This is a genomic window from Pandoraea commovens, from assembly GCF_902459615.1.
GTDB classification, from domain to species: Bacteria; Pseudomonadota; Gammaproteobacteria; order Burkholderiales; family Burkholderiaceae; genus Pandoraea; species Pandoraea commovens.
The window spans coordinates 292964-318590 of sequence record NZ_CABPSA010000002.1; the positions used below are offsets into that span (position 1 = coordinate 292964).

General features: G+C 63.5%; 19 protein-coding genes. 9 read left to right on the forward strand and 10 right to left on the reverse strand.

All coding sequences use genetic code 11. The features are described 5' to 3' along the window. The 4 genes from PCO31010_RS07540 (at position 1) to PCO31010_RS07555 (ending at position 5392) form a co-directional block, all read left to right on the forward strand. Positions 1-462 carry an Lrp/AsnC family transcriptional regulator gene (locus PCO31010_RS07540; protein ID WP_039394177.1) on the forward strand — a complete coding sequence of 154 codons (462 nt, stop codon included), beginning with the start codon at positions 1-3 and terminating at the stop codon, positions 460-462. A 326-nt stretch (positions 463-788) separates the two neighbouring features. Beyond that, positions 789-3206 (forward strand): TonB-dependent hemoglobin/transferrin/lactoferrin family receptor, encoded by a 2418-nt coding sequence (locus PCO31010_RS07545; RefSeq protein WP_246184499.1) that lies wholly within the window; start codon positions 789-791, stop codon positions 3204-3206. A gap of 120 nt (positions 3207-3326) precedes the next feature. Further along, positions 3327-4436 (forward strand): hemin-degrading factor, encoded by a 1110-nt coding sequence (locus PCO31010_RS07550; RefSeq protein ID WP_150663717.1) that lies wholly within the window; start codon positions 3327-3329, stop codon positions 4434-4436. Between the two features lie 8 nt (positions 4437-4444). Beyond that, positions 4445-5392, forward strand: coding sequence for a heme/hemin ABC transporter substrate-binding protein (locus PCO31010_RS07555; RefSeq protein ID WP_150663718.1), 948 nt, complete (start codon positions 4445-4447; stop codon positions 5390-5392). Between the two features lie 47 nt (positions 5393-5439). On the opposite strand, the gene PCO31010_RS26930 is transcribed toward PCO31010_RS07555, so the two are convergent. Next, complete coding sequence (locus PCO31010_RS26930) at positions 5440-5673, reverse strand: hypothetical protein (RefSeq protein ID WP_150663719.1); 234 nt, start codon at positions 5671-5673, stop codon at positions 5440-5442. Between PCO31010_RS26930 and PCO31010_RS07565 the strand changes: the two genes are divergently transcribed. Continuing rightward, entirely contained in the window at positions 5672-6688 is a 1017-nt protein-coding gene (locus tag PCO31010_RS07565) for a FecCD family ABC transporter permease (RefSeq protein ID WP_150663720.1), read from the forward strand. The genes PCO31010_RS26930 and PCO31010_RS07565 overlap by 2 nt on opposite strands. A 35-nt stretch (positions 6689-6723) precedes the next feature. After that, entirely contained in the window at positions 6724-7566 is an 843-nt protein-coding gene (locus PCO31010_RS07570; protein WP_150664176.1) for a heme ABC transporter ATP-binding protein, read from the forward strand. 12 nt (positions 7567-7578) lie between these two features. Here PCO31010_RS07570 and PCO31010_RS07575 read toward each other — a convergent pair whose 3' ends face one another. The 4 genes from PCO31010_RS07575 to PCO31010_RS07590 all read right to left on the reverse strand — a co-directional run bounded on the left by PCO31010_RS07575 (position 7579) and on the right by PCO31010_RS07590 (position 17837). Next, positions 7579-8550 carry a delta(1)-pyrroline-2-carboxylate reductase family protein gene (locus tag PCO31010_RS07575; RefSeq protein WP_039394193.1) on the reverse strand — a complete coding sequence of 324 codons (972 nt, stop codon included), beginning with the start codon at positions 8548-8550 and terminating at the stop codon, positions 7579-7581. A 208-nt stretch (positions 8551-8758) separates the two neighbouring features. Then, positions 8759-11068 carry a penicillin-binding protein 1C gene (pbpC, locus tag PCO31010_RS07580; protein ID WP_150663721.1) on the reverse strand — a complete coding sequence of 770 codons (2310 nt, stop codon included), beginning with the start codon at positions 11066-11068 and terminating at the stop codon, positions 8759-8761. A 5-nt stretch (positions 11069-11073) separates the two neighbouring features. Beyond that, on the reverse strand, positions 11074-11790 hold the full coding sequence (locus tag PCO31010_RS07585) for a lysoplasmalogenase (RefSeq protein WP_150663722.1): 717 nt from the start codon (positions 11788-11790) through the stop codon (positions 11074-11076). A gap of 20 nt (positions 11791-11810) precedes the next feature. Then, positions 11811-17837: an Ig-like domain-containing alpha-2-macroglobulin family protein gene (locus tag PCO31010_RS07590; RefSeq protein ID WP_150663723.1), complete on the reverse strand. Its 6027-nt coding sequence runs from the start codon at positions 17835-17837 to the stop codon at positions 11811-11813. A gap of 232 nt (positions 17838-18069) precedes the next feature. Between PCO31010_RS07590 and PCO31010_RS07595 the strand changes: the two genes are divergently transcribed. Further along, on the forward strand, positions 18070-18585 hold the full coding sequence (locus tag PCO31010_RS07595) for an FUSC family protein (RefSeq protein ID WP_150663724.1): 516 nt from the start codon (positions 18070-18072) through the stop codon (positions 18583-18585). Between the two features lie 68 nt (positions 18586-18653). On the opposite strand, the gene PCO31010_RS07600 is transcribed toward PCO31010_RS07595, so the two are convergent. Continuing rightward, entirely contained in the window at positions 18654-19148 is a 495-nt protein-coding gene (locus PCO31010_RS07600) for an Lrp/AsnC family transcriptional regulator (RefSeq protein WP_039394205.1), read from the reverse strand. 141 nt (positions 19149-19289) lie between these two features. On the opposite strand from PCO31010_RS07600, the gene phhA reads away from it, so the two are divergent. Together phhA and PCO31010_RS07610 are read left to right on the forward strand one after the other, a co-directional pair. Beyond that, a complete protein-coding gene (gene phhA / locus PCO31010_RS07605) occupies positions 19290-20135 on the forward strand; it encodes a phenylalanine 4-monooxygenase (RefSeq protein ID WP_150663725.1) in 846 nt (281 codons plus the stop codon). 160 nt (positions 20136-20295) lie between these two features. Continuing rightward, entirely contained in the window at positions 20296-20601 is a 306-nt protein-coding gene (locus PCO31010_RS07610; protein WP_150663726.1) for a 4a-hydroxytetrahydrobiopterin dehydratase, read from the forward strand. 21 nt (positions 20602-20622) lie between these two features. Here PCO31010_RS07610 and PCO31010_RS07615 read toward each other — a convergent pair whose 3' ends face one another. From PCO31010_RS07615 to PCO31010_RS07630, 4 genes are all read right to left on the reverse strand, one after another. Beyond that, complete coding sequence (locus PCO31010_RS07615; protein WP_046290246.1) at positions 20623-21075, reverse strand: SET domain-containing protein; 453 nt, start codon at positions 21073-21075, stop codon at positions 20623-20625. Positions 21076-21251: 176 nt separating this feature from the next. Beyond that, the gene (locus PCO31010_RS07620; RefSeq protein ID WP_174984482.1) at positions 21252-21893 is read right to left on the reverse strand and encodes a MarR family winged helix-turn-helix transcriptional regulator; all 642 of its coding nucleotides are present in this window, start codon (positions 21891-21893) and stop codon (positions 21252-21254) included. Between the two features lie 1403 nt (positions 21894-23296). After that, complete coding sequence (locus tag PCO31010_RS07625) at positions 23297-24412, reverse strand: YbdK family carboxylate-amine ligase (protein ID WP_150663727.1); 1116 nt, start codon at positions 24410-24412, stop codon at positions 23297-23299. A 3-nt stretch (positions 24413-24415) separates the two neighbouring features. Next, positions 24416-25621, reverse strand: a complete 1206-nt coding sequence (locus PCO31010_RS07630) for a cation:proton antiporter (RefSeq protein ID WP_150663728.1) — start codon at positions 25619-25621, stop codon at positions 24416-24418. Positions 25622-25627 lie beyond the last annotated feature (6 nt).

Consider the following 25627-nt stretch of genomic DNA (forward strand, 5'->3'; position numbering starts at 1 on the left):
ATGGAATTACTCGACAACTTTGCGCGGCAGATCCTGCGTCTGCTGCAGATCGACTCGCGCCGTTCGGCACAGGAACTGTCTGAAAACGTCGGCCTGTCGGCGACGCCTTGCTGGCGACGCATCAAGGACATGGAGCAAAGTGGCGTGATCCAGCGGTACACGGTGCTGCTCGACCGGGAAAAGCTCGGTCTGCATGTGTGCGCCCTCGCCCATGTGCAACTCACGCGTCACACGGAAGGCGGCACGGAGCAGTTCGAGCGCGAGATCCGCACCTGCCCCGAAGTCACCGAGTGCTACAGCACCACCGGCGAGGCGGATTACATCCTCAAGATCGTGGCACCGGACATCAAGGCGTACGACGCCTTTCTGCATGAGCACATCTTCCGTCTTCCTGCGGTTTCTAACGTTAAAACCAGCGTTGTACTGCGTGAAATCAAGTTCGACACAAGTCTGCCCATCTGACGTCCGGCAATTTCCGTAGGCTTTCCGCAACTTCCCATACGTTGACATTGCGCAACATCCCCTCTTGACGGACCGGAGGATCTTCGCTAAAAATGCAAATGATTCTCATTTAAGTCTTTATCCAAGCTCTTCGTCTCAAGGCCGAACAATGCGGCCGGGTGGCGTGAGATTTTTTCGCCAGCCGCGCCTGCCAGCGTGTAGTGAAGCGTCGAGAGACGCCGCTCACACGCCGATTGCCACGAGCGCTCGCCAGCCAGCAACGGGTTTTTTTGCACTGGGAGCCAGCAGTGAAGCAGTCGTCTTGCGGCGGGGGCCGCGCCTTTGTCATGTCCATGCGTCGGGAACACGGCGCCAACGGTTCAACCAGCGCCATGCATGGCGCACGAACCGAAGCCTCGCGACGCCAACCGGCGTCCGAGTCACGTCGGCGTCTGCATCCGCTCGCAGGCGCGGTGCTTGCCGCGTTCTGGCTGCCTGCCGCTTTCGCGCAACAGGCCCCGGCCGACGGTTCGGCGCAGCCCGCCAAACCCGTCCAGTCCGCCCAGACGATTCAACTCGCGCAGGCATCGCCCAACGCACCGATTCAGCTCGCCGAAGCCAATCTGCGAGAGGTGAACGTGACGGCAACGCGCACACCGACGGCCAGCGAACGCACGCCGGCCTCGATCTCGGTCATCACCGATCAGGACATCGAGGAACAGCAGGCGCAGGACATCAAGGAAGCGCTGCGCTACGAGCCCGGCGTGACCGTGCGTCGTGCACCGTACCGTCCCGCCTCCGCTGCCGCAGGTGGCGGTCGCGATGGCAACTCCAGCATCAACATCCGTGGCCTCGAAGGTAATCGCGTCGCGCTGTTCGAAGACGGCATCCGCATGCCCTCCTCGTACTCGTTCGGTCCGCTGGAAGCCGGTCGTGGCGACTACATGGGCATGGATCTGCTGCGTCGCATCGAAATCCTGCGCGGCCCGGCATCGTCGCTGTACGGCAGCGACGGCCTGACCGGCGTCGTCAACTTCCTCACCAAGGATCCGCAAGACCTGCTCGATGTGTTCGGCAAGTCCACCTACTTCTCGCTGCGTCCGTACTACAACTCGATGGATCGCAGCTTCGGCATGACCGCGCAGGCCGCATGGGGTGGCGAACAGTGGCAAGGCATGTTGATCGTGGACGGCAACAAGGGCCACGAACTCGACGGCAAGGGCTCGAACAATTCTGCGAGCACCGCGCGTACGACGGCGAATCCGCAGGACACCAACGGCGACTCCGTCCTCGGCAAGCTCGTCTTCAAGGCCACGCCCTTCTCCACGTTCAAGCTCACCGCCGAAAACGTGCGCCGTCGCACCGATTCGGACGTGCTGTCCGCCGTCAATCCGCCCACGACGCTCGGCCTGCATACGAGCGATCGTCTGGAGCGCAACCGCGTCAGCCTCGATTACGACTTCAACGACGCCTCGCAGGCATACGTCCAGAACGCACATGCGCTGGTGTACTTCCAGGACGCGAAGAACAGCCAGTACTCGTACGAAAAACGCACGGCGGGCGACCGTACGCGCGACAACACGTACAAGGAACGCACCGTGGGCGGCTCGCTGCAAGCGGAAAGCAACTTCACCACCGGCCCGCTCGCGCACAAGCTGGTGTACGGCACCGATGCGAGCCTGGCCTACATCACGAGCTACCGTAACGGCACCGTGCCTGGCGTGGGCGAGTCGTTCCCGAACAAGGCCTTCCCGGACACGAACTACACGCTCTTCGGCGCGTTCCTTCAGGACGAAATCCGCTACGGCGCGCTGACCGTCACGCCGGGTATCCGTTACGACGCCTACTGGCTCTCGCCCAAGCAGAATGACCCGCTGTACGTCTCGCAGACGGCATCGGGCGCACGCGTGCAGCCGACGTCGTCGAACGACTCCGCCTTCTCGCCGCGCATCGCGGTGATGTACGAGATCGCGCCATCGCTGATTCCGTACGTGCAATACGCGCGCGGCTTCCGCACGCCGACGCCCGACCAGGTGAACAACGGCTTCTCGAATCCGATCTTCGGTTACATGTCGATCGCGAACCCGAACCTCAAGCCCGAGACGAGCGACACCATCGAGCTGGGTTTGCGCGGCCGTCTGGCGACCACCCTCGGCCCGGTGACGTACAGCACCGCCGTGTTCGCGGGTAAATACCGTAACTTCATCTCGCAGCAGAACATCAGCGGCTCGGGCCGTCCGAACGATCCGCTCATCTATCAGTACGTCAACTTCAGCCGCGCCAACATCCAGGGTTGGGAAGGCCGTGCGACGTGGGCGCTCAAGGGCGGCATTACGTTGCGCACCGCCATGGCGTACGCGCACGGCACGACGGAAGACAACGGCGCGGCGAGCCAGCCGCTCAACACCATCAACCCGTTCTCGATGGTTCTGGGTGTGCGCTACGAGCCGAACAGCACGTGGTTCGCGCAGGCCGACCTGATGTTCCAGGCCGCGAAGTCGCAAAGCCAGATCGCGAAGACGTGCACGGCCGGTACGCAGCAGAACCAGAACTGCTGGGCGCCGCCGACCTCCATCGTGTTCGACTTGTCCGGCGGCTATCACATCAACAAGCACGCCACGGTGTACGCCGGGATCTACAACGTGTTCGACCGCAAGTACTGGAACTGGTCGGACGTTCGCAACCTCGCCGACAACTCCAACGTCAAGGACGCCTATTCGGCACCGGGTCGCAGCGTGGCTGTGAGCCTGAAGCTTCAGTACTGATCCTTCGGGATCGGTCGTCAGAACCGCGCCGACGCAAGTCGCTCAACGTGTGAGCTTCACCCCGTCGGCGCATGCCAGCCATCCGCTATCGCCAGCAAACACGCTATTCAAGGAATCGCCATGATGAACGCTCAAAACGCCACTTCCACCGCCCGCCCGGCATTCCCCGCGCTCGCCGACGTCACCCGTCTGCGCAGCGAATTCCAACGAGTGAAGACGGAACAGAACCTGCGCGATCGCGACGCCGCCGCCGCGCTCGGTGTGTCCGAAGGGGAGACAGTCGCGGCATTCGTCGGCGAGCACGTCGTGCGCCTGCGTCCGGAATTCGTCGAGATCGTCGAGGCGCTGCCTGCGCTCGGACGCGTCATGGCGCTCACGCGCAATAACGCCGCCGTCCACGAGAAGGACGGTCAGTACGAAAAGCTCTCGCATCAGGGCACCATCGGTCTCGGTCTGGGCAAAGACCTCGACCTGCGCATCTTCTATCACCAATGGGCCTACGGTTACGCCGTCGAAACACCGGCGGAAAACGGCCCGCGCCGCTCGCTGCAATTCTTCGACAAGTCGGGCACCGCCGTGCACAAGATGTTCCTGCGCGATCACAGCGACGTCGCCGCCTTCGAAGCGCTCGTCGCCCGTTTCCGCGCGGACGATCAGACGCCGGGTCAGCACGTTGTCGCTGCCGACGCCCCGAAGGCCGAGACCCCCGACGCCGATATCGACGCCGACGCCTTCCAGCGCGACTGGCTTGCGATGACCGACACGCATCAGTTCTTCGACATGCTCAAGCGCCACGGTGTGTCGCGCGCGCAGGCATTGCGCCTCGCGCCCGCCGGTCATGCACAGCGCGTGTCGTCCGCCTCCGTGCGTACGCTGCTCGAAGATGCCGCCGGTACCGATCTGCCGATCATGGTGTTCGTCGGCAATGCGGGCATGATCCAGATCCACACCGGCCCGGTGAAGAACATTCGCATGATGGGCCCGTGGGTCAACATCCTCGATCCGGGCTTCAATCTGCACCTGCGCGAAGACATCGTCGACACCGCGTGGATCGTGCGCAAGCCGACGGCGGACGGCATCGTCTCGTCGCTCGAACTGCTCGACGCCTCGGGCATGGTGATCGCCATGTTCTTCGGCGAGCGCAAGCCGGGGCAGGCAGAACGCGAAGACTGGCGCGCGACGCTGGTGCGTGTGGAGGGTTCGCAAGGGGTCGCGGAGGCATCAGCGTGAAACCCGGCGTGAACAAACCTAACGACGCACGCGGCGCGCTTCGCCTCTCGCGTCGCACCCTGCTCGGCGGTGGCGCGACGCTCGCCGCCGGCGCATGGCTCGGCGCGCTGCTCCCGCATGCCCTCGTTGGCGCAGCGCATGCGGCGACGGATGCCTCCGTCGCCAAGGACGGCCCGAAGCGCGTGATCGTCGCCGGTGGCGCGCTGACGGAAATCGTCTACGCGCTCGGCGCGCAGAATCGCGTGATCGCCAACGATCTGACGAGCCTGTATCCGGAAGCGGCGACCAAGCTGCCCAAGATCGGCTACCTGCGCACGCTCTCGGCCGAGGGTGTGCTCTCGCTGCATCCCGATCTGTTGCTCGCGGGGGCCGAAGCCGGGCCGCCCAACGTGCTCTCGCAGATTGCGGCCGCAGGCGTGACCGTGCAGCACTTCAAGCACGGTTATACGGCTGAGCTGGTGCGCGACAACATTCGCGGTGTCGCGAGCGCAATGAAACTGAACGACGAAGGCATACGCGTGGCAGGCCGCTTCATGTCCGACTGGATTCAGGTGCGGGGCAAGGTCGAGGAGATGTACGGCATTCAGAAGCGTCCGCGCGTGCTGTTCATCCTCGGTCATACAGGCAATCAGGTCATGGTCGCGGGGCAGGACACCGCCGCCGATGCGATGCTGGCTTACGCCGGTGCCGAGAACGCGCTGCGCGGGTTCAACGGCTACCGTCCGCTGACCGCCGAAGCCGCTGTCGCGGCGCAGCCCGACGTGCTGCTCACGACCACGACGGGACCGTCGCCCGCCGACCCGGCCGCAGCGCTGCTCGCGCAGCCGGGACTCGCCAACACACCGGCGGGTCGTGCCAGACGCGTCGTCAGTTTCGACGCTCTGTATCTGCTCGGCTTTGGCCCGCGTCTGCCTCAGGCGGTCGCGGAGCTTGCCAGGCGCGTGCATACCGCCTGAGGGCCGCTGCGTGAGCGTGGCGTGACGTTGTGAGCGACTTCGTGACGTCACGCCAATCCCGGTCCTCCAGCCCCGAACCCGTCATTCGCCAGCCACTCGCCAGTCATCGTTGCCATGTCAGCCGCTCCTCCGATTCCGAAGCCCATGTCGTCACACACGTCGAGTTCTTCGAGCGCGTCCAGCCGCAGCCGTGCAGCGACGCCGAATGTCTCGACCGACCGTCCTGATGTGCCGCGCCACACCGGTGCTGCACGTCGGCGTCCGCCGCGCTGGATCGTCATGACGGTACTCGTCGGCCTGCTCGCCGCCGCCGTGCTGGCCGCGTTGTGTGGCGGCGCATATCGTATCGCTCCCGCCGACGCCATCACCGCCTTGTTCCGCGGCGCGACGGGCGACTTTGCGCAGGATCAGGCGCGCAACGTGATGTTGCAGATCCGTTTGCCGCGCATCGTGCTGGGCGTTCTTGTCGGCGCAGGCTTCGGCGCGGCCGGTGCCGCGTTGCAGGCGCTCTTTCGCAATCCGCTGGCCGACCCGGGGCTGATCGGCGTGGCGAGCGGCGCGGCGCTCGGTGCGGCTGGCGTGATCGTGCTCGGCGGCGTGTTGCTGCCTGCCGCGCTCGCGGCCTCGCTCGGCTTGTGGATGCTGCCGCTGGCGGCGTTCGTGGGTGCGCTGGGGGTTACGGCACTCGTCTATCGTCTGGCCGCCGGACGCGGCCGTCTCGCCCTGCCGTTGCTCTTGCTCGCAGGTATCGCAATCAATGCTGTCTCCGGGGCCGCCATCGGCTTGCTGACGTATCTCGCAAACGATACGCAATTGCGCACGCTCACCTTCTGGACGCTGGGCAGTCTCGGCGGCGCGCAATGGTCGATGCTCGCGGTGATCGTGTGGCCGGTCGCGCTGGGCATCGTCGCCCTCGCCTCGCAGTGCCGCTCGCTCAATGCGTTGCTGCTCGGGGAAGCCGAAGCGCTGCACCTCGGCGTGGCGGTGCAATCGGTCAAGCGGCGCGTGATGGTGGCGTGCGCGTTGTGCGTGGGCGCGTTGGTGGCGTCAAGCGGCATGATCGGTTTCATCGGTCTGATCGCGCCGCACATCGTGCGTCTGGTGGTCGGCCCTGACCCGCGCGCGGTGCTGCCTGCGGCGGCCCTCTTCGGCGCGATTCTGACGTTGCTCGCCGACCTCGTTGCCCGCACATGGGTCGCGCCTGCCGAATTGCCGTTGGGCATTCTGACGGCGCTGCTCGGCGCCCCCTTCTTCCTCATGCTGCTGTGGCGACGCCGCGGGCAGTTCGGTCTGTGACCGCCGACGACATCAGCCAACATCAGGACATCGCCATGCTCAGTGCCTACGACCTCACCATCGCCCACTCGGATTCGCCCGTGCTCGACGGCCTTTCGCTCGACGTCCGTCCCGGCGAGTTGCTTGTGTTGCTCGGCCGGAACGGTGCGGGTAAAAGCACCCTGCTCAAGGCGCTGGCGGGCGAGCCGTTGCCGCCGCGCACGCACATGAGCGGCGCGATCATGCTCAACGGTGCGCTGCTCTCGCAATACTCGACGGCGGCGCTCGCACGTCTGCGCGCCGTGCTGCCGCAAACGGCGCAGTTGTCGTTTCCCTTCAGTGCGCTGGAGATCGTAACGATGGGTCGTCTGCCGTTTCCGAAGGCGAGCCGCAGCGACACGGAGATTGCCGCACTCGCCCTCGAACAGGCCGGTGCGCTGTCGCTGATGCATCGCGACGTGATGACGCTCTCAGGCGGGGAATGGGCACGCGTGCAGTTCGCGCGGGTGCTCGCGCAGTTATGGCCCGACGGTCCGAACGAGAGCGCGTCGGCCCCGTCGGTGCCGCGCTACCTGCTGCTCGACGAACCGACGGCGGCGCTCGACCTCGCCCATCAGCATCATCTGCTGTCGCTTACGCGAACGTTGGCAAAGTCGTGGGGATTCGGTGCGATGGCCATCGTGCACGACGTGAATCTCGCGGCGCGTCACGCCGACCGTATGGCGTTGCTGGCCGACGGACGCATTCTCGCCACCGGCACGCCGCGCGAAGTGATGCGTGCCGATCTGATCGAAACGACGCTGGGCCTGCCGGTGCATGTGATTACACCGGAGACGGCAGCGGGATACCCGGTGCCGACGGGGACATCCGCCGGTGTGCCGTTCGCGTTGCCCGCTTAATGGCTTAGGCAATCAAGCGGCAGGCACACCATCCTTCGCAAGATTCGCGCGCGCGCACAGCACCGCCGCGAGATCCCACAGCGCATAGCCCACACTCTTGAAGAGCACCGGCCCGCTCGATCGAAAACGGTCGGGTGTGATGATGGCATCCATCAAGGGCGCGGCGCGTCCCCAGTCGATGGCGGCGTGCAGCAGATCGCCCGCCTCGTGCTTCACTTCCCACGTATCGACCACCAGCGTGCCGCGCACGGCGGCGTCGCGGCATAACTGCGGCGGCAACTCGCGCATGTCCGGGCGAAACGCGCCCACGCCCGCGACGAAAATGTCGTCGCGCCAGCGCGTCACGTCGCTGTCCGGCAGAACCGGTTCGCTGCTGGTCGTCGCCGTGATCACGATGCTGACGGTATTGAGTACAGGTTCGATGGCGTCGACCACGGTCGCTTCCACACCGAGCGTCGCGGCGTGATCGGCCAGCGCATGCGCACGCTCCGGACTGCGCGAGAAGATCATGAAATGACGCGTGCCCATGCCTGCCGCGAAGGCCTCCAGATGCGCCCTCGCCTGCACGCCCGCACCGACGATCAGCACCGGCCCCTTCGGGCGTGGCGCAAACTTTCTCGCAGCAAAGAGCGTGACGGCGGCAGTACGACGCCCGGTGACGGTCGGTCCGTCGAGCAGCATCTGGCGCTCGCCCGTGTGCGGGTCGAACACCATCACCTCGCCGATGATCGACGGTTTGCCCGCACGGCAATTCTCGGGATGCACGGTGATGTGCTTGGTCATCGCGACATCCCGATTGACGGCAGGCATCACCAGCAGCACGCCGGTGCGGCGGCCGCGTTCGGGTTCGGTCAAGGGAAAGTGCAGACGCTCCGGGGCGCGCGCGGTGCCCGAGCGCATCTCCATGAGCATGGCCTCGATGCCGTCGGCCAATTGAGGATAGGGCAACAACTGCGCGGTTTGATGCGCATCCAGCGTGATCATCGATTGTCTCCGCTTCGGGGCGTACGCCTTCGGGCGGCGGAGTTCGCACTCGTCGTCGTCACATTGCGTCACGCTTTGCCAAGTCTGATTTCAGTGTAGCGCGCATCGCGTGAACGCGTCTGCCACATCAAAATTTAATCGTGACATTTCGTGTCGTCGCGACGCGTCAGACCGTGCGCGATGTCAATGCATCATCGCGCACATGCGCTCAGCGGCTCGCATTGCGCATGCGTTTGCCGTCGTTGACGGTCGCACCGCGTACCTCGAAGCGAACACTGTCGCGCACCGCACCAGACGCGTCGATCAGCTCAAGCGTGTGACGTCCCGGCCACGGCAACCACCCCACACGCGACGTACCGGATAACGGCTTTCCGTCGAGTCGCCACGCCGCGCCTTTGGGCCACGCGGCGGCCACCTGAAACCACAGTCGCTGGTTGGCGGGCGGGATATCGGGATCGAGTGCGACGATGGTCCCGTCCGTCGGCCCGGCAATGCGCCAGAGCGGGCCGCTCGGGGCCTTCGTGGCGAGTGCGGACAACGCAATCGTGCTCTGCGACGTCCCTGGCAAAAACCACTCCTCGCGCGCGGGTTCGACGTGCTCGGCGTACTGCACTGCGACATGCTCTACACCGGGTGGAGGCACGGGCGGCAGGCTGGCGGTTCTACGATGCAGATAGTCCATCACGCGATGCCAGATCGGGGCGGCACCGGAGACACCGGAGACGTCCCACATCGGCGCGCCGTCTGCGTTGCCGACCCAGACACCCACGGTATAGCGACGCGAATACCCGACGGCCCAGTTGTCGCGCATATCCTTGCTGGTGCCTGTCTTCACGGCGGTCCAGTAGCGTGTCGAGAGCGGACTGTCGAGGCCGAACGTGCGCGTTCTCGCCTGCCGGTCTGCGATCATGTCGGACACAATGAAGCTCACCTGCGGCGAGAAGACCGGCGTGCCTGCCGCCGGGTGCGTGCGGTTGTCGTCCTTAGCCTTCTTACCCGCCGGTTTATCGTCCGTTCGCGCGCGCGACGTCGATGCGACACGCTCAGGCATGCGTTCGCGAATGCCGCTCGCCGTGCCGCCGTTCGCCAGCGCTCGATATGCGTTCGTGAGTGAGAGCAACGTCACGTCGGCACTGCCGAGCGCCAGGCTGAAGCCGTAGTAATCACCGCTTTGCGTGAGCGGCAAACCGAGCGAGACGAGCGTCTGCGCAAACCGGCGCGGTGTGACCATCACGAGCGTGCGCACGGCGGGCACGTTGAGCGACGAGCCGAGCGCGGTGCGCGCACTGACCCATCCCTTGAAGTGACGATCGTAGTTCTGAGGGATGTACAGACCACCGCCCGTAGGCAGATCGATGGGCGAATCGTCCAGCAGCGACGCCGCCGTCAGACGCTGCTCGGCAATCGCCTGCGCGTAGAGAAATGGCTTGAGCGTGGAGCCCGCCTGACGCAACGATGTCGCGCCATCCACCTGTGCCGCAGACGACAGCGCACCGGACGAGCCGACCCACGCGAGGATGTCGCCGCTCGCGTTGTCGATCACGACAATCGCCCCGTCCTGGACGTTGCGCGCACGTCCCGGCGTGCTCAGCTCGCGCAGCGTCTGCCCCAGCGTGTTCACCGCCATGCGCTGAAGATTCGCGTCCAGCGTGCTGGTGATGCGTGTGCCCGCTGGCGGACGGCTTTCGCTGAAAACGCGGCGTGCGAAATGCGGTGCGAGACTCACGGCGTCGCGCGTCGTCATCACGCTCGCGGGACGCGAAAATACCAACTGCGTATAACCTTCCAACCCGCTGCAATCCGCCCCTTGCCCCATGTCCTTCAGAATGCCGCAGGCGCGCTGGGAGACGCGCCCGGCAGGCGCATTGGGGGCGCGCAGCAACGCGACGGCAATCGCTGCCTCACGCGCGTCGAGACCGATGGGCAGCTTGCCGAACAGCGTTTGCGAGACGGCCGAGATGCCGACGAGTTCGCCGCGAAACGGCACGAGATTCAGATAGGCTTCGAGAATCTGGTCCTTGCGCCAGCGCTGCTCCAGCCAGAGCGCCGTTGCGGCCTGCCCGATCTTCTGCGTTACCGACCGGTTGCGCGCACTGGGGCGCAGGTCGTCGTCAATCAGGCCCGCCAGCTGCATCGTCAGGGTGGACGCGCCACGCGTGCGTGAATGCCAGAGATTGCCCCACGCGGCAGCGGCAACACCCCGCCAGTCGACCCCGCTATGCTCGTAGAAGCGTTTGTCTTCCGAGACGATCAGCGCCTCACGGAACGCGGGCGACACGTCGGCCAGCGTCACCCAATCGCCGCGTTGCGCCTGCATATCGGCGCGCAAGCGCTGCAACGGCTCGCCACGACGGTCCAGCAGAATCCAGTCGGATGCACGCCAATCCTGACGCACCTCTTCGAACGACGGCACCGCGTGTGCGACGACCGGTGCCTGAAGCAACCCGAGCGCCATCGCGACGCTCAGTACGACTCGACGCGCAACACCTCCACGACGCCCATCAGGCACTGCGCACATTGACTTCATCCTTTCTCATTCGACGACGGTGCCTGTCCGGGCGTGCGGATGGCCATGATGCCCGCCACGAGCAGCAACTGCGCGAGCGCATACAGAATCCAGATCGCGTACTCCTGCGCGGGCACCGAGCCAACGAAGCGGGTGGTACCGATGAGCGCATCCGATACGGCGAACAGCAGCACACCGACAGGCGCCCATTCGCCTCGGACGTCAGCCAGTAGCGCCGCCGAGGCCATCATGGCGAGCACGACGACATAGCACGCGACCGGTGCCTTCAACTCCCCCATGCCAGGCCAATACAGCGCGTACAGAAGCGCCGCTGCAATCCACACCAGGACGATGGCGACGCGATGCCAGCGCGGCACCTGCGCCCACGGCCGACGCACGCGCCAGAACAGCATGAAGTACGCGAGGTGCGCCACCAGAAATGCGCCCAGTCCGAACACGAAGCCCTGCGCAAGCGCCGGGAGCGCGAGCAGCACATCGCCCGCCCCCGAGAAGACGAGCGCCGCACAGAGCCAGACCCGCTCGCGTGGCACCCGGTGATACAGCGCCGCAAACAGCAGCAGCGCGCATAGGAACACTTTCGCGATGGCCTGATCCGCATACGGCGTGCCGCGCAACGAGACAGCATAGGCGGCCCCCGCCACTGCGGCGAGCCACCAGAAGCGGCGAGCCTCGCGCGGCAGCGCCGCCGCTGGCGCAAAGAAGTTCGACGTCATTGCAATCGGTCTCCCGTGCGTTATTGCTTGGCTGGCACAACCTGCACCGGCGCGTTCGGCGTCTCGCCATACATCGCCGGTTCGTACATCGCTTCTACGCGCGTCGGCGGCGTGGCGAACTTGCCGACGTTGTTCAGACGCACGGTGTACTCGATGCGATGCTGCCCCTTCGGCAGATAGTCGTAGTACGCGCGGTAGGCGTCCTGCGCGCGCTCTTCAAACGCGGGCATCGCGCCTTCGCTCTTCTCGCCTTGCGTCGCAATGACCGAGTCGCGTCCAAGTCCTCCACCCAGTACCGACGCCCCGCCCGGTAGCGGATCGCTCACCACGACCCAGCGCATGTCGGCCTGTGCATCGATATCGAGTCGCACGCGCAACACGGCACCTCGCACGAAGCTGTCGCCGGACTTGTCCGCCGCATCCTGCACCTGAACGCTGCGCGTGACGCGATAGCCCGCCGCAAACGGCGCTTTTAGCGGCACCGCCGCGACACTTTGAATCGTCGCCCACGGTTTGCCCGCACCGGCCTGCTCAAGGCGCAACACATCGCGCGCGTTGTCGGTACCGGCGGCCGCGTTGCTCAGCCACGGCAGCGACACGGTCGGCGGCACGGTGCCTGCCTTGAGCTTGTCCCAGTCGACGCTCTGCACCCCGCCACTCGTCTGGTTGTCGCGCTGCCACTGGACCGTGGTCTGCCCGGTCGGCGTATCACGCTCGAAGCGCGCCGAGAAGCGGTCTACCGCCAGTCCACCCCAGACGTTGGCCGTCGTCGTCGACCATGCACCGCGCGACTGAAGGCCCAGCAAGCCGATCACGAGACGCGGCATGTCGTCCTTCCATGCCGGGTTCGCGTTCATCAGCAACGCCAGCCGCGCCGCGTTGGTCTCCGGACCGACCATGAGCCACCAAAGTCCGTCGGTGCCCTGCGTCGAGAACCCCACCCGCGTGCCCTGATACGACAGGCGCGCCCGCAGAATCTGCTCGGCCTGCGCCATGCGTTCGGCCCGTTGCGGCGCATCGGGCAGACGTTGCAAGATCGCGTACCAGTCGATCACGGCGGACGTCGGCCAGTCGTTCGGCGCAATCGTCAACGAACCGAGCATGCGGGCGTTGGCGCGACCGTAGCGCGAGAGCGCTTCGATCGCACTGAGCTTGCGCAGCGTCAGGTCATCGCGCGGTGCCCAGAAGCGTCGCGTGAGACGGCCTTCCACGAACGCCGTCAGTCCGTCCTCCATGCGCGCGAGCGCGTCGTCCGGCAGACCGTAAGCGGGATCCAACGCTTTCGCCTCGTTGCTCATGGCGAGCAGATAGGCCGTCAGCGTATCGCTGCCCTGATTGGCGAAGCCCTCCTGCGGCGGGAAGTAGCTCGCGAGGCCATCTTCGTCGAGATACGACGGCAGCGTGCCCATCACGCGCTTCCACTGCGCAACGTCGCGCAAGCCGAGCGCCTTTGACGCCTGCTGCTCCAGACACGCATACGGATACAGCTCAAACCAGCGCTTCACCCCCGGCAGCCCCTGCGACAGACGGGGCTGCAGGTTGACGCGCACGCCGCCCCGCAGCTTGCCCGTGCTATCCGCCACCGCCCCTGCGGGCGGCGCCATCGGCAGCGTGAGGCTGCCTTCTACCTGCGTGAGCACCGACTGCTGCACCGTCGCTGGCAGGGACGGCTGAATGTCCTGCCCGACCTTGATGGCGTCGCTCGCAGCCGGCGCACCGCCCGCTGCCGGTGCCTGCGCACTGACCTCCCAAAGCACCCGCTGCGCACGCGTGTCGGCCAGCCCCGTCGGCGCGGTGACTTCCCACATCACCTCACGCGACTCCCCGGCCGGTACGTCAATGCGTTGCGGTGCGAGCGTGAGTTGCGTCGCACGCGCGGTTAGTTGCACCTGCATGGTGTGCTGCGTTGTATTACGGACGGTGAACTGCGCACGGTAGTTATCACCTTCGCGAACCAGCGGCGGCAATCCCGAGATCAGTTGCAGGTCCTGCGTCGAGCGGATCGTCGCCGAGCCGGTACCGAACCAGCCAAGCGCCTGCGTACCGGGCTTGCCCTCATCCGCCACTGCCACGATCCGGAAACTCGACAGCGAGTCGTTGAGCGGCACGTCGACCGTCGCTTCGCCCTTGTCGTCGAGCACCACGCGCGGCTGCCACAGCAATAGCGTGTCGAAGAGCTCCCGAGTCGGACTCTTGCCCCCGCCGCCACCGGCAGGCACCGCCTTGCGCCCGTAGTGACGACGACCAATGATCTCCATTTGCGCCGTCGCCGTCGTCACCGTGTAGCTGCGACGTTGCCACATGGCATCGAGCAGATTCCAGCTTGTGTTGGGTGCAAGTTCAAGCAAGGCCTCGTCCACTGCGGCGACGGCGACCTCGGACCCTGCTGCGACCGGCTTCCCGTCCGGCTGTGTGACCTTGATGCGGACCTTCGCGTGGCCGCGCACGGGATACGTCGCCGCGTCAGGCTTCACTTCCACAGCGAGGCGCTGACCCGCCGTCCCCACGCGCAACTCGGTCAGACCGAAGCGGTATGCGGGCTTGCCCAGGTCGACCAGACCGGTCGGGGCCTGATATTCGCGCCCCTCGTACCAGAACGCACGGAACCACTCCAGGGGCTGTTTCCATCCCCACTGGAAGAAGGAGTACCACGGCACTTCGTGGATACGACCACGTACCGCGAGCACCGAGACATAGACGTTCGGTCCCCATGTCGGATCGACCTTCAGGGAGATGTTCGGATCCTTGCCCGAAATCTCCACCGTGCGCGTCTCTATCACGCCTTCGCGTTCGATGGCCACCAGCGCCATTGCCGAACGGAACGGCATGCGCACCTGCAACTTGGCCGTCTCGCCCGGCTCGTAAGCGCGACGCTCCGGCAGCACGTCCATCCGGTCGGTGTTGTCGCCGCCAAACCAGACTTCGCCCCGGCCCGTGACCCACACACCGGTCGTCGACGTGCTCAGGTTGCCCTTGTCGTCCTTCGCCTGCGCGACCAGCGTGATCTCGCCCGGCTGGGAGAGCGATACGTCGCACGACAACTCGCCACGCTCATCCGTCTTGCCGCTGCACACCTTGCCGAGATCCTTGACTTCGGTGCGGTTGTCGTAGGCATAGAAGCCGCCCACCATCCGCTTGCGGCTGCTCGTGGTGATACGCGCCTCCGCGCGCACCTCCATCGCCACGCCGGACTTCGGCTTGCCCTGCAAATCCAGGGCCAGTGCCTTGACCGGCAGCTTGTTGGTCACCGACACCCAGCTTTCGCTGCGCACGCCGGTAATCAGATTGGCCGGCCACAAGGTGGCATTACCGCGAAGCGTCTGAATCTCGCCGTTCGGATCGGCAAAGCTCGCTTCGAGCACCAGATCGCTCGGACGGTCGACCTTCGGCAGATCCTTAAGCGTCAGCGTGCCCGCCCCGTTGCGGTCGAGCACGAGACGTTGCTTGTCGGCCACCAGCTTCTGGTCGCTCGATCCCGAACTTTCGTCGTTACCCTGATCGTCATCGTCGCCGCCCGATTGGGCAGACGGCGGGCGATAAGGCGTGAAGCTGTAGTCGTCGTACCCGTCGAACGTGAGATCGCGCACACGCATCAAGGCCGACACGCGCACCGGCAGGTTGCCCGCCGGTCCTCCGGCGACGTAGTTCACCTGCACATTCACCGGCGCTTCGGTCTTGTTGATCAGCGGCGACTTCACTGCATCGCGTACGCCAATCGATCCGGCCAGCACCGGCAGGCGGAAGGCCTCCACGCGGAAGTGCCCGGCGTCGAGCGACTGCGGGTAGGTCTTCGGCCGCGAATCGTTGTCCGTGTAGTCCAGCGTCACCGCGTATTCACCCAGCTTCGCGCCCTGAGGAATCTGGAAGGTGTTCTCGGCCAGCCGTCCGTTGCGCCACGTGACGGGCTGCGTGTACGTCTGTCCGGAACCCTCGTGCGTGATTGTCATTTGCGACGGCAGGCTCGCAGGCAATGCCAGCCCCTGCATCGTCTCCTGACGGATGAAGTGCTTCATCGACACCGTCTCGCCCACACGGAACAGCATGCGATCGAACACCGTCTGCGCACGCACGGTCGGGCTGTTACCGCCGTCGGTCGGCACATGGAAGCGCCACGGCTCGATGCCGCGATCCCAATCGGACGACACGAACGCCATATCGGGATCGTTGCCCTGCGTGCGGGCCACCACGAAGTACCCCGAGCGGCTCGTCTTCTGACAGTACTTGTAACGTTCGAGCGCCTTGTCGATCTTCGCCACGCCCGTCTTGTCGGTGACGGCCGTCGCAACTTCGCTGCCGTCACAGTCGAGCACGCGTACCTTCGCGTTGGCGACCGGCTGCCCCTTGTCGAGCGTCGTCACCCATGCGACCGCGTTCTCGCGGCCCATCTTGAAGTGCACGCCGAGATTCGTCACCAGCACCGTGGTGCGCACGTACATCGGCAACGACTTGCCCAACAGCGCCGCCCCGAGCGAGGGGGACGCCAGTTCCACGACGTAGAAACCGGGCTTCTGGAACGGAATACCGACCACTTCGAACGGCCGGGGATCCTTCTCCTTCGGCACGGGCAGGGTCAGCGCCTGAACGCCTTGCAGCCCCGAGAGCAGGGACAGACTGCGAGTGTCGTATCGCGTGACCTTCTCTTCGACGATGGCCGCTGCGTTGGGTCCGAACGCTTCCTTCGCCGCTGGTGCCGTCAGGATCGATGGCATTTCCTGCGCGATCTGCTTGCGCGTCATCGTCGTCTCGTCGAAGCGACGCACGCGCGACATCCACGTCAGCACTTCGGCATCATCGTCGACACGCAATTGCAACGTCCGCCCCGCGTCACCCACTTTCGCCGCTTCGCCAGCCACGCCGAGACCGTTGATTTGCAGCGCAGGCTCAACCTTGCGCAACGTCACCGGCAACATCGGCGGCATGCCCGGCTCCGCGAACCGCTCCACGATGCCGAAAGGTGCCGCAGCAAATTTGGCCAACGGCGGCATCGTTGCCGTCTTCGTCTTCAACGGAAATTCGCTGGCGTTCTCGAGCGCACGGCCACTGTCATCCGTAAAGCCTTTCGGCAGGGTGATCGTCAGCTCGGCCTTCTCTGGGAACGGCGCATCGAAGGTAACCTCGCTCACGCTCGACGAGCGGTCCGAATCGCTAGCCTTCGGCGACCGTTCGGCCCCTGCCCCCTGCAGGCGAATCTTCGCGGCCATGTCTCGCGCTACATGTGAACTGAACGACAGACGCAGCGGACGCAACGGTGTGCACGGCGCATTGGCATTCTCGCGCTCGCAACTGAAGCTCGCAGTGAATGGCTCACGTACTTCGTATTCGAAACGGCGTGCCTGTTTGGTCGGCACCCCGGACGGCGTGGCAATCCCCGCCCCCCAGACCAGATGCATCTTCGCACCGGCCGCAAGCATGCGATTGCATTGCAACATGACGACGCGCGCCGACTGCTTGTCGAGATTGAATCGCTTGAGCAACGCGGTGCGCGTGTCGCCCTCGATCCACTTGACACCGATACGCTCGCCAACGCCCTCGGTTTCACACCAGGCGTTTTGGCGCACGCTGGCAGGCGCAGCCGCCCCGTTGAGCGTAAGGATGAAAATCTGGTTTTCGTCGATAACACCGTACGACGGACGGATGGACGAGACGGCCGGACCGCCCGTGTTGAATGCGTATTTCGTGGTGCCGGAGAGTGCCGTGCCCGAGACGGCGGACAGACCGCTGCGCATCTCGACGGAACACTTCGCGCCCGGCGGCAAATCGCTCTTGAAGTCGAAGACCCAGATCTTGGGTTCGAGCCAGTGACCATCACCGGTCAGCGACGTATCCGTACACCGCACGGCAGCGGGCGCGGTCGCCCGGGGATCGCCTGCGGGCACCATCGCTTCGTCGAACTTGACGACGACCTGATTCACACTCGCGACCTCGCCCTGCGGGCTGACGCTTACGACGCGAGCGGCCTGTGCCGGCGACGCCACGATCATTCCAAGACTCAGCGCCGCCCACGCCAACGGCGCGGTCGGCCAGACGCGTTGCGTTCGGCTATGCATGCCGGACTCCTCCCGGGTTCTGGTGAGGCGATTCTAACCCGCAGTCATTGGCATATCGAACCGTTTCCCAACAGAACTTGGACGGAAAACGATATTTGGGATGGGATCCCCGACCGGGTCGGAATCGTCCGGACAGTCGTTCGGAATTCGCTTCGAAAGTCTTGCGAATAGGCAAACAGGAAGGCGGCCTATGTCACACTGACGCTTCCCGCATTCGTCACCCGCGCTGCCCATGTCCGTTGCCTTTCTGCACCCGAAGAAGAACGCGCTGGTCTATCTCGTGAAGATTCTTAGCGGGTCGCTGATCGTCTGGTTCGGCCTGCGCGCCGCAGGCTTTCCCGAACCGTACTGGGCGATGATCTCGCTCATCATCGTGACCGAGCCCGATCCGTTGCAGGCCCGCAGCAACTTCAAGGCGCGCTCGATCAACACGATCACCGGGGCGGTCGTGGCGTGTATCGTGCTGTTGGTGATGGGGCCGGGTCTGGCGGCGATGCTAGTGGGCATTACGATCGCGACGCTTGCGGCCATGCTGGTGCAGAACTATCCGGCGAACTGGCGACTTGGACCGGCCACGGTGGTGATTCTGATGTCGGCGGCGCTCAGCGGACAGGGGCAAGGACTGCACGAAGAGCTCAGCCTCGCCATGCTGCGCGTGATCGAAGTGTTGATCGGCTCCACCGTTGCGCTTATCCAGTCATTGATCTACGGACGCTACGTGAAGCCGTGGCTAATGCCGGAGGATTGAGCCCCGTGCGCAGGCACCGCGGCGGCCGATGCCGCGCAGCGTCACCATCGTGCAGACATCGCCAGCGATCAGCGTGACGCCGGACGGTTGTTCGACAGATAGCTCAGTGGCAACGCGTTGCTGCGCTTGAAAGCGCTCAGCACGATATTCGAGCGCACATTCTCCACGCCCGGCACCTGCATCAGCCGCTTCATCACGAACGCCGACAAGGCGTTCAGATCAGGCACCACGATCCTCAGCAGGTAATCGGCCTCGCCCACCACGGCGTGGCACTCCAGCACTTCGGGCAGCAAATCGATCTCCGCCTGAAACCGTTCGATGACCTGATCGCCGTGATGTTGCAGGCGCAGGGTCGTGAACGCCGTCACCGCCAGGCCTAACGCCTCGGGGCGCAACACCACGCGATACCCCTCGATCACGCCCGCGGCTTCGAGCCGTTGCAGGCGTCGACCGATCTGCGACGCTGACAACGCCACATGCTCTGCCAACTGGTGATGGGTGGCCCGGCCTTCCTTCTGCAAGGCGTCCAAAAGGGCCAAATCGAAGCTATCCAGATCAAGCATGACGATTCTCCGCAATAAATCACATTTTTATGCGAAATTTATGCAAACGACTTTCACCACAGGCGCATTATGCGCCCATTTCGCATGCCATGCGCAATACACTTTCAATCATTGTCACTGCTTAATTGAGTCGTTCGCATCATGTCCCTTACTGCCATGCTCCAGGAGCAATTCGACGCAGGTCTCACGACCCGCTCCGACTTCACCATCGATCAACCCGTCGAGCAATACGGCGCGGTCGATCACGCGGTGTGGCAGCAGCTGTACGAACGTCAGACGGCGATGTTGCCCGGTCGTGTCTGCGATGCCTTCATGGAAGGCATTCGTGCTCTCGACATGGACGCGCGTCGCGTGCCGGAGTTCGAACGTCTGAACGAAAAGCTGATGGCAGCCACCGGCTGGCAGGTCGTGGCGGTGCCCGGTCTCGTGCCGGACGAAGTCTTCTTCGACCACCTCGCCAATCGCCGTTTCCCGGCGACCTGGTGGATGCGCCGTCCGGACCAGCTCGACTACCTTCAGGAACCCGATTGCTTTCACGATGTGTTCGGTCACGTGCCGCTGCTCGCCAATCCCGTGTTCGCCGACTTCATGCAGGCCTACGGGAAGGCAGGCACGGTTGCACAATCGCTCGGCGCGCTGCCGCTGCTGGCACGTCTGTACTGGTACACGGTTGAATTCGGTTTGATGCGTGACGGCGACGGACTGCGCATCTACGGCGCGGGCATCGTGTCGAGCCGTGGTGAAACGGAATTCTCGCTGACCTCGCGTGAGCCGAATCGCATCGGCTTTTCGCTTGAGCGCGTACTGCGCACGCAATACCGCATCGATACGTTTCAACAGACATACTTCGTCATCGACGACTTCGCCCAGCTGTTCGACGCCATGCGCGCGGACCTCCCGGCGCTGTTCAAGGCGTTCTCCGAACAGCCGTCGTTCGAAGCCAACGCACGCCGCCCGGAAGACACGCAGATTCTGCTGCCGGCATGATGGCACGGCCCGGGGCGACCCGGGCGCTTTCCTCCCAAACCCCTTGGAGCGCTATCAGACAGCGCTTACACACGTGCGCCGCCCGCCTGTGAAACAATAGGCCAAATGAACCGGCGAACCAGCCGTTCATGGTTGCAAGCAACGTTTTGAAAGGAATGCCATGACAACACGACTCTCATCCGAGGCACGCGCCAGCCTGGCCGAAGTGCTGCCCGAGTGGCACCAGGTGGTCGGACGCGACGCCATCCAGCGTAGCTTCACGTTTCACGACTTCAACGAAGCCTTCGGCTTCATGACGCAAGTCGCGCTCAAGGCGGAAAAGATGGACCATCACCCGGAGTGGTTCAACGTCTACAACCGTGTGGACATCACGCTCTCGACGCACGACGCCGATGGTCTGACGCAACGCGACGTCGACCTGGCGCTGGCCATCGACCAGTTCGCCGGCGACCGCACGTCGCACTGACCGTCCCCTTCCTTCACGCGCTCAGCGCTTCGGCGCGAGCAGCGTGCCGCGACAGGCCTTGCTGCCGCAATGGCAAGCGTATTCGCGTTTGAGTTTCTTGGTATAGCGGGCGTCGATCACAAGACCGTAATCGTAGAAAAGCTCTTCGCCCGCATCGATATCGCGCATCGCATAAATATAGACGTGCTCGCCTTCCTCGCGCGCTTCGCAGTTCGGCGAGCAGGCGTGGTTGATCCAGCGAGCATTGTTCCCATCGACCTTGCCGTCGATGCAGCGACCGTCTTCCAGGCTGAAGTAGAACGTATGAGTCGGATGATCCGGATCGTGCGGATGGCGACGCAACGCTTCGCGCCACGAAATGATCTCGCCCTTGTACTCGATCACGCGATCCCCCTTCTTGAGGCGCTTGACCGCATACACACCTTTACCGTGGACGCCCGACTTCCTGACTTCGATTCTGCGCTTGGCTGCCATCTCTATGCGATGAGGTTTCGTGGATGCAAAAAAGCGCAGTGTACAGGCACGCGACGGTCATGTGCGTGACAACGTCCGACGAAAAAAAAACGTCACCCGGTCGCGGATGACGTTCTCCCCCTTGATTCGCCCAGCGCCGGGATCCCACCCGAGCGCAGCGAATACCGGCCCGGCGTTCAACTCTTGCTGTAAATCTTCCAGACCTTGTTGCGCGTCGCCAGGTCGGCTTCCTGGTGCGCATTGCAGTCGATCGCAAGACGCGAATCGTCGTACGTCGTATTGAAATAATTGCAGTGGTACATGCCCTTGCCGCGCGGCGCAGCTTCGAAGTGCTCGCACGTCAGGCACATGCGTTGCTGCGGCATGTCCCCGCGGCTCTCCATCGTGGACATGAGCTTGACGAGCATGCGGTAAAGCTGTGCCCGGTCTTTCTCGCTCAGCACGTCGGCAGCCGTCGTCACGAAGCTCGCCCATTGCGAAGCCCGTTTGGCGGACGTGCGGCCCTTGGTCGTCAGGCGCAAAGCCAGCGCGCGACCGTCGTTGGCATCGCGACGTTTCTCGACCAGGCCTTTGCTCTCAAGCGTACTCACGGCCTCGCTGACCGTGGCCGATGTGAGCGCGGCATCCTCCGCAATTTCGCCCAGTCGCATCGGCACGCCGCGCATGAGCAGGAGCGTGAGAATCTCACCCTGCGTCGGCGTCAATCCAGACAGTGCCGCGCCTTCCCAGGCGTGGCTCCGTAACGCAGTTCCCATGCGCAGCAAGCTTGCCGTGACGCGCTTGGAAAGCGGTTCATCAAGTGGGGTCGGGGTAGCCATGATTTTCGTTAGGATTTCTAAAAACTATACGTCGATAAAACAGCTTGTCAAATGAACTCACAGGCGGTGCATCACACGTCTCTGCCTATTGCTTCGTATATCTCGGCGCCCCGCCCGGGGGAAACCCTAAGCCACTTCCGTGTCGATACTCGACGGCGAGTCGCTGTTGAACCTGCCGCCCCACCACGATTCCATTGTGTGTTCTGAGTTTAATTTTGGCGTATCAGTTCTTGTACTGATCTCCCAAATCCTACTCATGATGTTTACAAAATATTGGTGTCCTGCGCACTTGTGCAGCGAAGCGTCGCATCGAAAAAAACGTTTCGCATCCCATGCGAATTACATCGCTTGCTGAATTGATGTAACGCGCGGCAGCGTGTCGAAGCACGTCGTACCCCAGACCAATTCTCCCCCCGCTCGCAAAGCCTCTCCAGACGTGGCTCGTAGACCGTAACGACGCGCAGCACGTGCGCAGCGTCCCTGTTACGTCCCCTTCCAAAATCACTAGATATTCGAGACAACGCCGTCTTGCTCGTGTCATGGCGCGCGCGCACAGACTCCCCTGCGTTTAGGACAGAACGCAAATGGTTTGAAACACAACCGTCGATCGTCAGTGGCCGAGAGTCGTGCTGCGCGAAAAAAAAGGGAAAGAACTGATCGGCGTGTCGGCAAGCGAACGCTGCGGAACACGCGAATTGAGAAATTTGGCGAAAAGTAGGCTGTCGCTCGTTACGGCCAGCAAAACCAACATCATTCACTTCTTACACCACGTACGGCAGGTCCGGGATTCGGCGTGGCGAGATTGTAGCCGCGAACCGACCAGCCCATGCGAGAACGTCAAAATTATCCACAAAACCGTGTTTTCGGGGGTGCTTTGCACAATATTTAAGCGCCTGTGGATAACTTTATGGATAAGTTATCGGACTAGTTGTGCATGGGTTCGGGATAAGTCGCGAATCTTTCCACAGGGGTCGAAAACTGTTCAGAGTTGTTCTCTGGATACCCGCTGTTTGTCCATCCAGTTCTCATTCCGGCAACTTCCTGTTTACTCAAGGTTTACTGTGGTTATCCACAGAAGTTGGCTGCCTTTGTTAACTACTACTATGTATACATACAGTAAACCTATTAAAACCTTAAAACCTTGCTGTGAGCCACGCGAAAACGGCAAAAAACCTGTTGGCCCAAACAGTGGAAAAAGTGGAGAGCGCAGCGCTTGCGATGCGTGATTCGACGGATTTCGGTCCTGCAGAGCGGCAAGGCGCAGAGACTCGCCTCTGAGTACGACACAAAGCCGCGGCTGAGCCCCTCTGCAAAACCGTCGGGCAAGAAAAAACCCCGCCAGGGCGGGGTTTCGTCAAACCGGTCGTCAGACAACCGACAGAGCTTGCAACAAGTGTTTCAGATCATGCGGCCCAGCGAAGACACTGCTGACGAACCATCTCGTTGAGCGACTTGGCGTCCGCATGGATCTCGCGCAGCCAGACAGCGTCGTTCTTTCCTGACGACACGAGCTGACGGATATCCTCGCAAGCCGCTTCAGCTTCCAGAACCGCTGCATGCGGTTTGATAAGCTCCAGGGTCTTCGCGATGTGGTCGCCCAGCATCGAGCGCTCACCCGTCTGCGGATCCACGTAAGCGCCTTCCAGACCGAAACGGCAGGCCTCGAAGCGATTGAACGTGTAGACCAGGTAATCGTCCTCGCTGAGATCGAACGGACGCTCGTTTAACAAATAATGGGCCAGAGACTGGATATAACAGGCGATAGCGGCCGCCCGGTCCACCGACAAGGGGGTATCCATCACCCGGACCTCAATCGTCCCAAAACCCGGTTTAGGACGAATATCCCAATAGAAGTCCTTCATGCTCTCGACCACGCCCGTCTTCACCATCTTGTCGAAGTAGGTTTCAAAGTCGGACCACTTCAGGACAAACGGCGCACGACCCGACAGCGGGAACGCGAAAACCGAGTTCAGACGGGCCGAATGAAAACCGGTGTCCACCCCCTGCACATAGGGCGACGAGGCCGACAGCGCGATGAAATGGGGGATGTAACGCGACATGGCGTGCAGGAGGTACAACGCGCTGTCCGGATCCGGGCAACCGATGTGGACGTGCTGACCGAACACCGTGAACTGCTTGGCCAGATAACCATAGAGTTCGGACAGAAAGTGAAAGCGCGGCGAGTCGTAGATCGTGCGCTCGCTCCAGCGCTGGAAGGCATGCGTGCCGCCGCCGCACAGGCCGACGTTGAGCTGGTCGCTGGCGGCTACCAGCACGTCGCGCACACGACGCAACTGGGTGACGGCATCGCTGTGGTGATGGCATATGTCCGTCGACAGCTCGATCATGCTTTCCGTCATCTCAGGCTTGATCTCGCCCGGATGCGTCTCCTTGGCGACGAGCCGCATCACGTCGGACGCGGCCTTGGTCAGATCGTAATCGTGACGATTGACGATCTGCATCTCCAGCTCCACCCCGAAGGTGCAGGGCTTCGAGGGAATGAATTCTTCTAATGACATGGCTTAATCCTTCCGTTCACCGACAAGGGCCAATGCCCAATAGACCACCAGCGGCCCGGCCAGTTGCAGCAATGCGATGGTGCACATCACCACGGCCTTCAGCATCGGATCGAACTGCGGGTAGATGTCGTACGTGTCGGCGACGAGTACGAACGCGAGACTGGCCATCGGGCACAACGACATCCCGAGCGCGACGGCCTGCTTGTAACTGATACCGGCCTGATGGGCGACCGCCACGGTGCCTACGACCTTGGCGACACCGCGCACGACGATGATCGCCAGCGCCGCCACCCCACCCAGCACGACGTATTCCCACTGGAACGCCAGCGAGGTCAGCACGAACAGCACTACGGCAAGCAACCAGCCGGCCGTGCCGAAGTACGCCGGCCAAAGCTGGGGACGCTCATCCAGATTCCGGAAAATGATCCCGGCAAGCAGCAACGTGAGCGAGTTCGGCAGCTTGAGCATGTGCACCAGCGCGACCATCAGCATGATCAGACCGATCAGCATCACGAAAGCGTGATGGTCCTGGCTGCCGAACTTGCGGAAGACCAGATTGCAGGCCTTCGCAAGCACGAACGCCAGCACGATCGAGCCGATCAGCAGATACAGCGGATGGAACAGCACCACCCAGAAGCTGGAGTGGTAGGCCTGGTGCATCCAGCCGTAGACGAGCTTGACCGCCACGACCGCGTAGACGCTGTTCAGAGCGGCCAGCGCCAGCAGACGCTCCGTCACTTGCCCCTCGGCCCGCAACTCGTTCTTGAGCTGGATGACCACCGCTGGCGAGGTCGCCATGCTGATGGATGCGATCAGGACCGCCGTGAGTGGCGAAACGCTGAACACGCGCAACACCACGTAGACCGCGATGAAGGTGAGCAAAGCTTCGAGCGCGCTGGTGACGATGATCCAGGGATTGGCCCGCATCCATTTCAGGTTAAGGCGGCTACCCAATTCGAACAGCAGCAGGCCCAGCGCCAGGTCGATCAGCAGCCGGATGGCCGCGCTTTGCTGCGCGTCCAGCATCGAGGAAAGACCCAGGGCGCCACCGACCAGCCCGACCACGGCGTAACCGGTGATGCGCGGCAGGCGCAATCTCCGGAAACAGATTTCCCCCGCGAGACCGGCAAATACCAATGCCAGCCCTGCGAAGAAAACGGGATCGGGCGCCGGCGGCCAGCCCGGAAAAAGGGACAGTTCCGACGTCATTAATGC

What these genes read in the sequence shown, in the direction of transcription:
- PCO31010_RS07540 (WP_039394177.1), top strand. Translation starts at nt 1, where the DNA reads ATGGAATTACTCGACAACTTTGCGCGGCAGATCCTGCGTCTGCTGCAG.
- phhA (WP_150663725.1), top strand. Translation starts at nt 19,290, where the DNA reads ATGTCCCTTACTGCCATGCTCCAGGAGCAATTCGACGCAGGTCTCACG.
- PCO31010_RS26930 (WP_150663719.1), bottom strand. Translation starts at nt 5,673, where the DNA reads ATGACGATCCAGCGCGGCGGACGCCGACGTGCAGCACCGGTGTGGCGC.
- PCO31010_RS07600 (WP_039394205.1), bottom strand. Translation starts at nt 19,148, where the DNA reads ATGCTTGATCTGGATAGCTTCGATTTGGCCCTTTTGGACGCCTTGCAG.
- PCO31010_RS07575 (WP_039394193.1), bottom strand. Translation starts at nt 8,550, where the DNA reads ATGATCACGCTGGATGCGCATCAAACCGCGCAGTTGTTGCCCTATCCT.
- PCO31010_RS07620 (WP_174984482.1), bottom strand. Translation starts at nt 21,893, where the DNA reads ATGGCTACCCCGACCCCACTTGATGAACCGCTTTCCAAGCGCGTCACG.
- PCO31010_RS07630 (WP_150663728.1), bottom strand. Translation starts at nt 25,621, where the DNA reads ATGACGTCGGAACTGTCCCTTTTTCCGGGCTGGCCGCCGGCGCCCGAT.
- PCO31010_RS07625 (WP_150663727.1), bottom strand. Translation starts at nt 24,412, where the DNA reads ATGTCATTAGAAGAATTCATTCCCTCGAAGCCCTGCACCTTCGGGGTG.
- PCO31010_RS07595 (WP_150663724.1), top strand. Translation starts at nt 18,070, where the DNA reads ATGTCCGTTGCCTTTCTGCACCCGAAGAAGAACGCGCTGGTCTATCTC.
- pbpC (WP_150663721.1), bottom strand. Translation starts at nt 11,068, where the DNA reads ATGTGCGCAGTGCCTGATGGGCGTCGTGGAGGTGTTGCGCGTCGAGTC.
- PCO31010_RS07550 (WP_150663717.1), top strand. Translation starts at nt 3,327, where the DNA reads ATGATGAACGCTCAAAACGCCACTTCCACCGCCCGCCCGGCATTCCCC.
- PCO31010_RS07565 (WP_150663720.1), top strand. Translation starts at nt 5,672, where the DNA reads ATGACGGTACTCGTCGGCCTGCTCGCCGCCGCCGTGCTGGCCGCGTTG.
- PCO31010_RS07570 (WP_150664176.1), top strand. Translation starts at nt 6,724, where the DNA reads ATGCTCAGTGCCTACGACCTCACCATCGCCCACTCGGATTCGCCCGTG.
- PCO31010_RS07610 (WP_150663726.1), top strand. Translation starts at nt 20,296, where the DNA reads ATGACAACACGACTCTCATCCGAGGCACGCGCCAGCCTGGCCGAAGTG.
- PCO31010_RS07615 (WP_046290246.1), bottom strand. Translation starts at nt 21,075, where the DNA reads ATGGCAGCCAAGCGCAGAATCGAAGTCAGGAAGTCGGGCGTCCACGGT.
- PCO31010_RS07590 (WP_150663723.1), bottom strand. Translation starts at nt 17,837, where the DNA reads ATGCATAGCCGAACGCAACGCGTCTGGCCGACCGCGCCGTTGGCGTGG.
- PCO31010_RS07585 (WP_150663722.1), bottom strand. Translation starts at nt 11,790, where the DNA reads ATGACGTCGAACTTCTTTGCGCCAGCGGCGGCGCTGCCGCGCGAGGCT.
- PCO31010_RS07545 (WP_246184499.1), top strand. Translation starts at nt 789, where the DNA reads ATGTCCATGCGTCGGGAACACGGCGCCAACGGTTCAACCAGCGCCATG.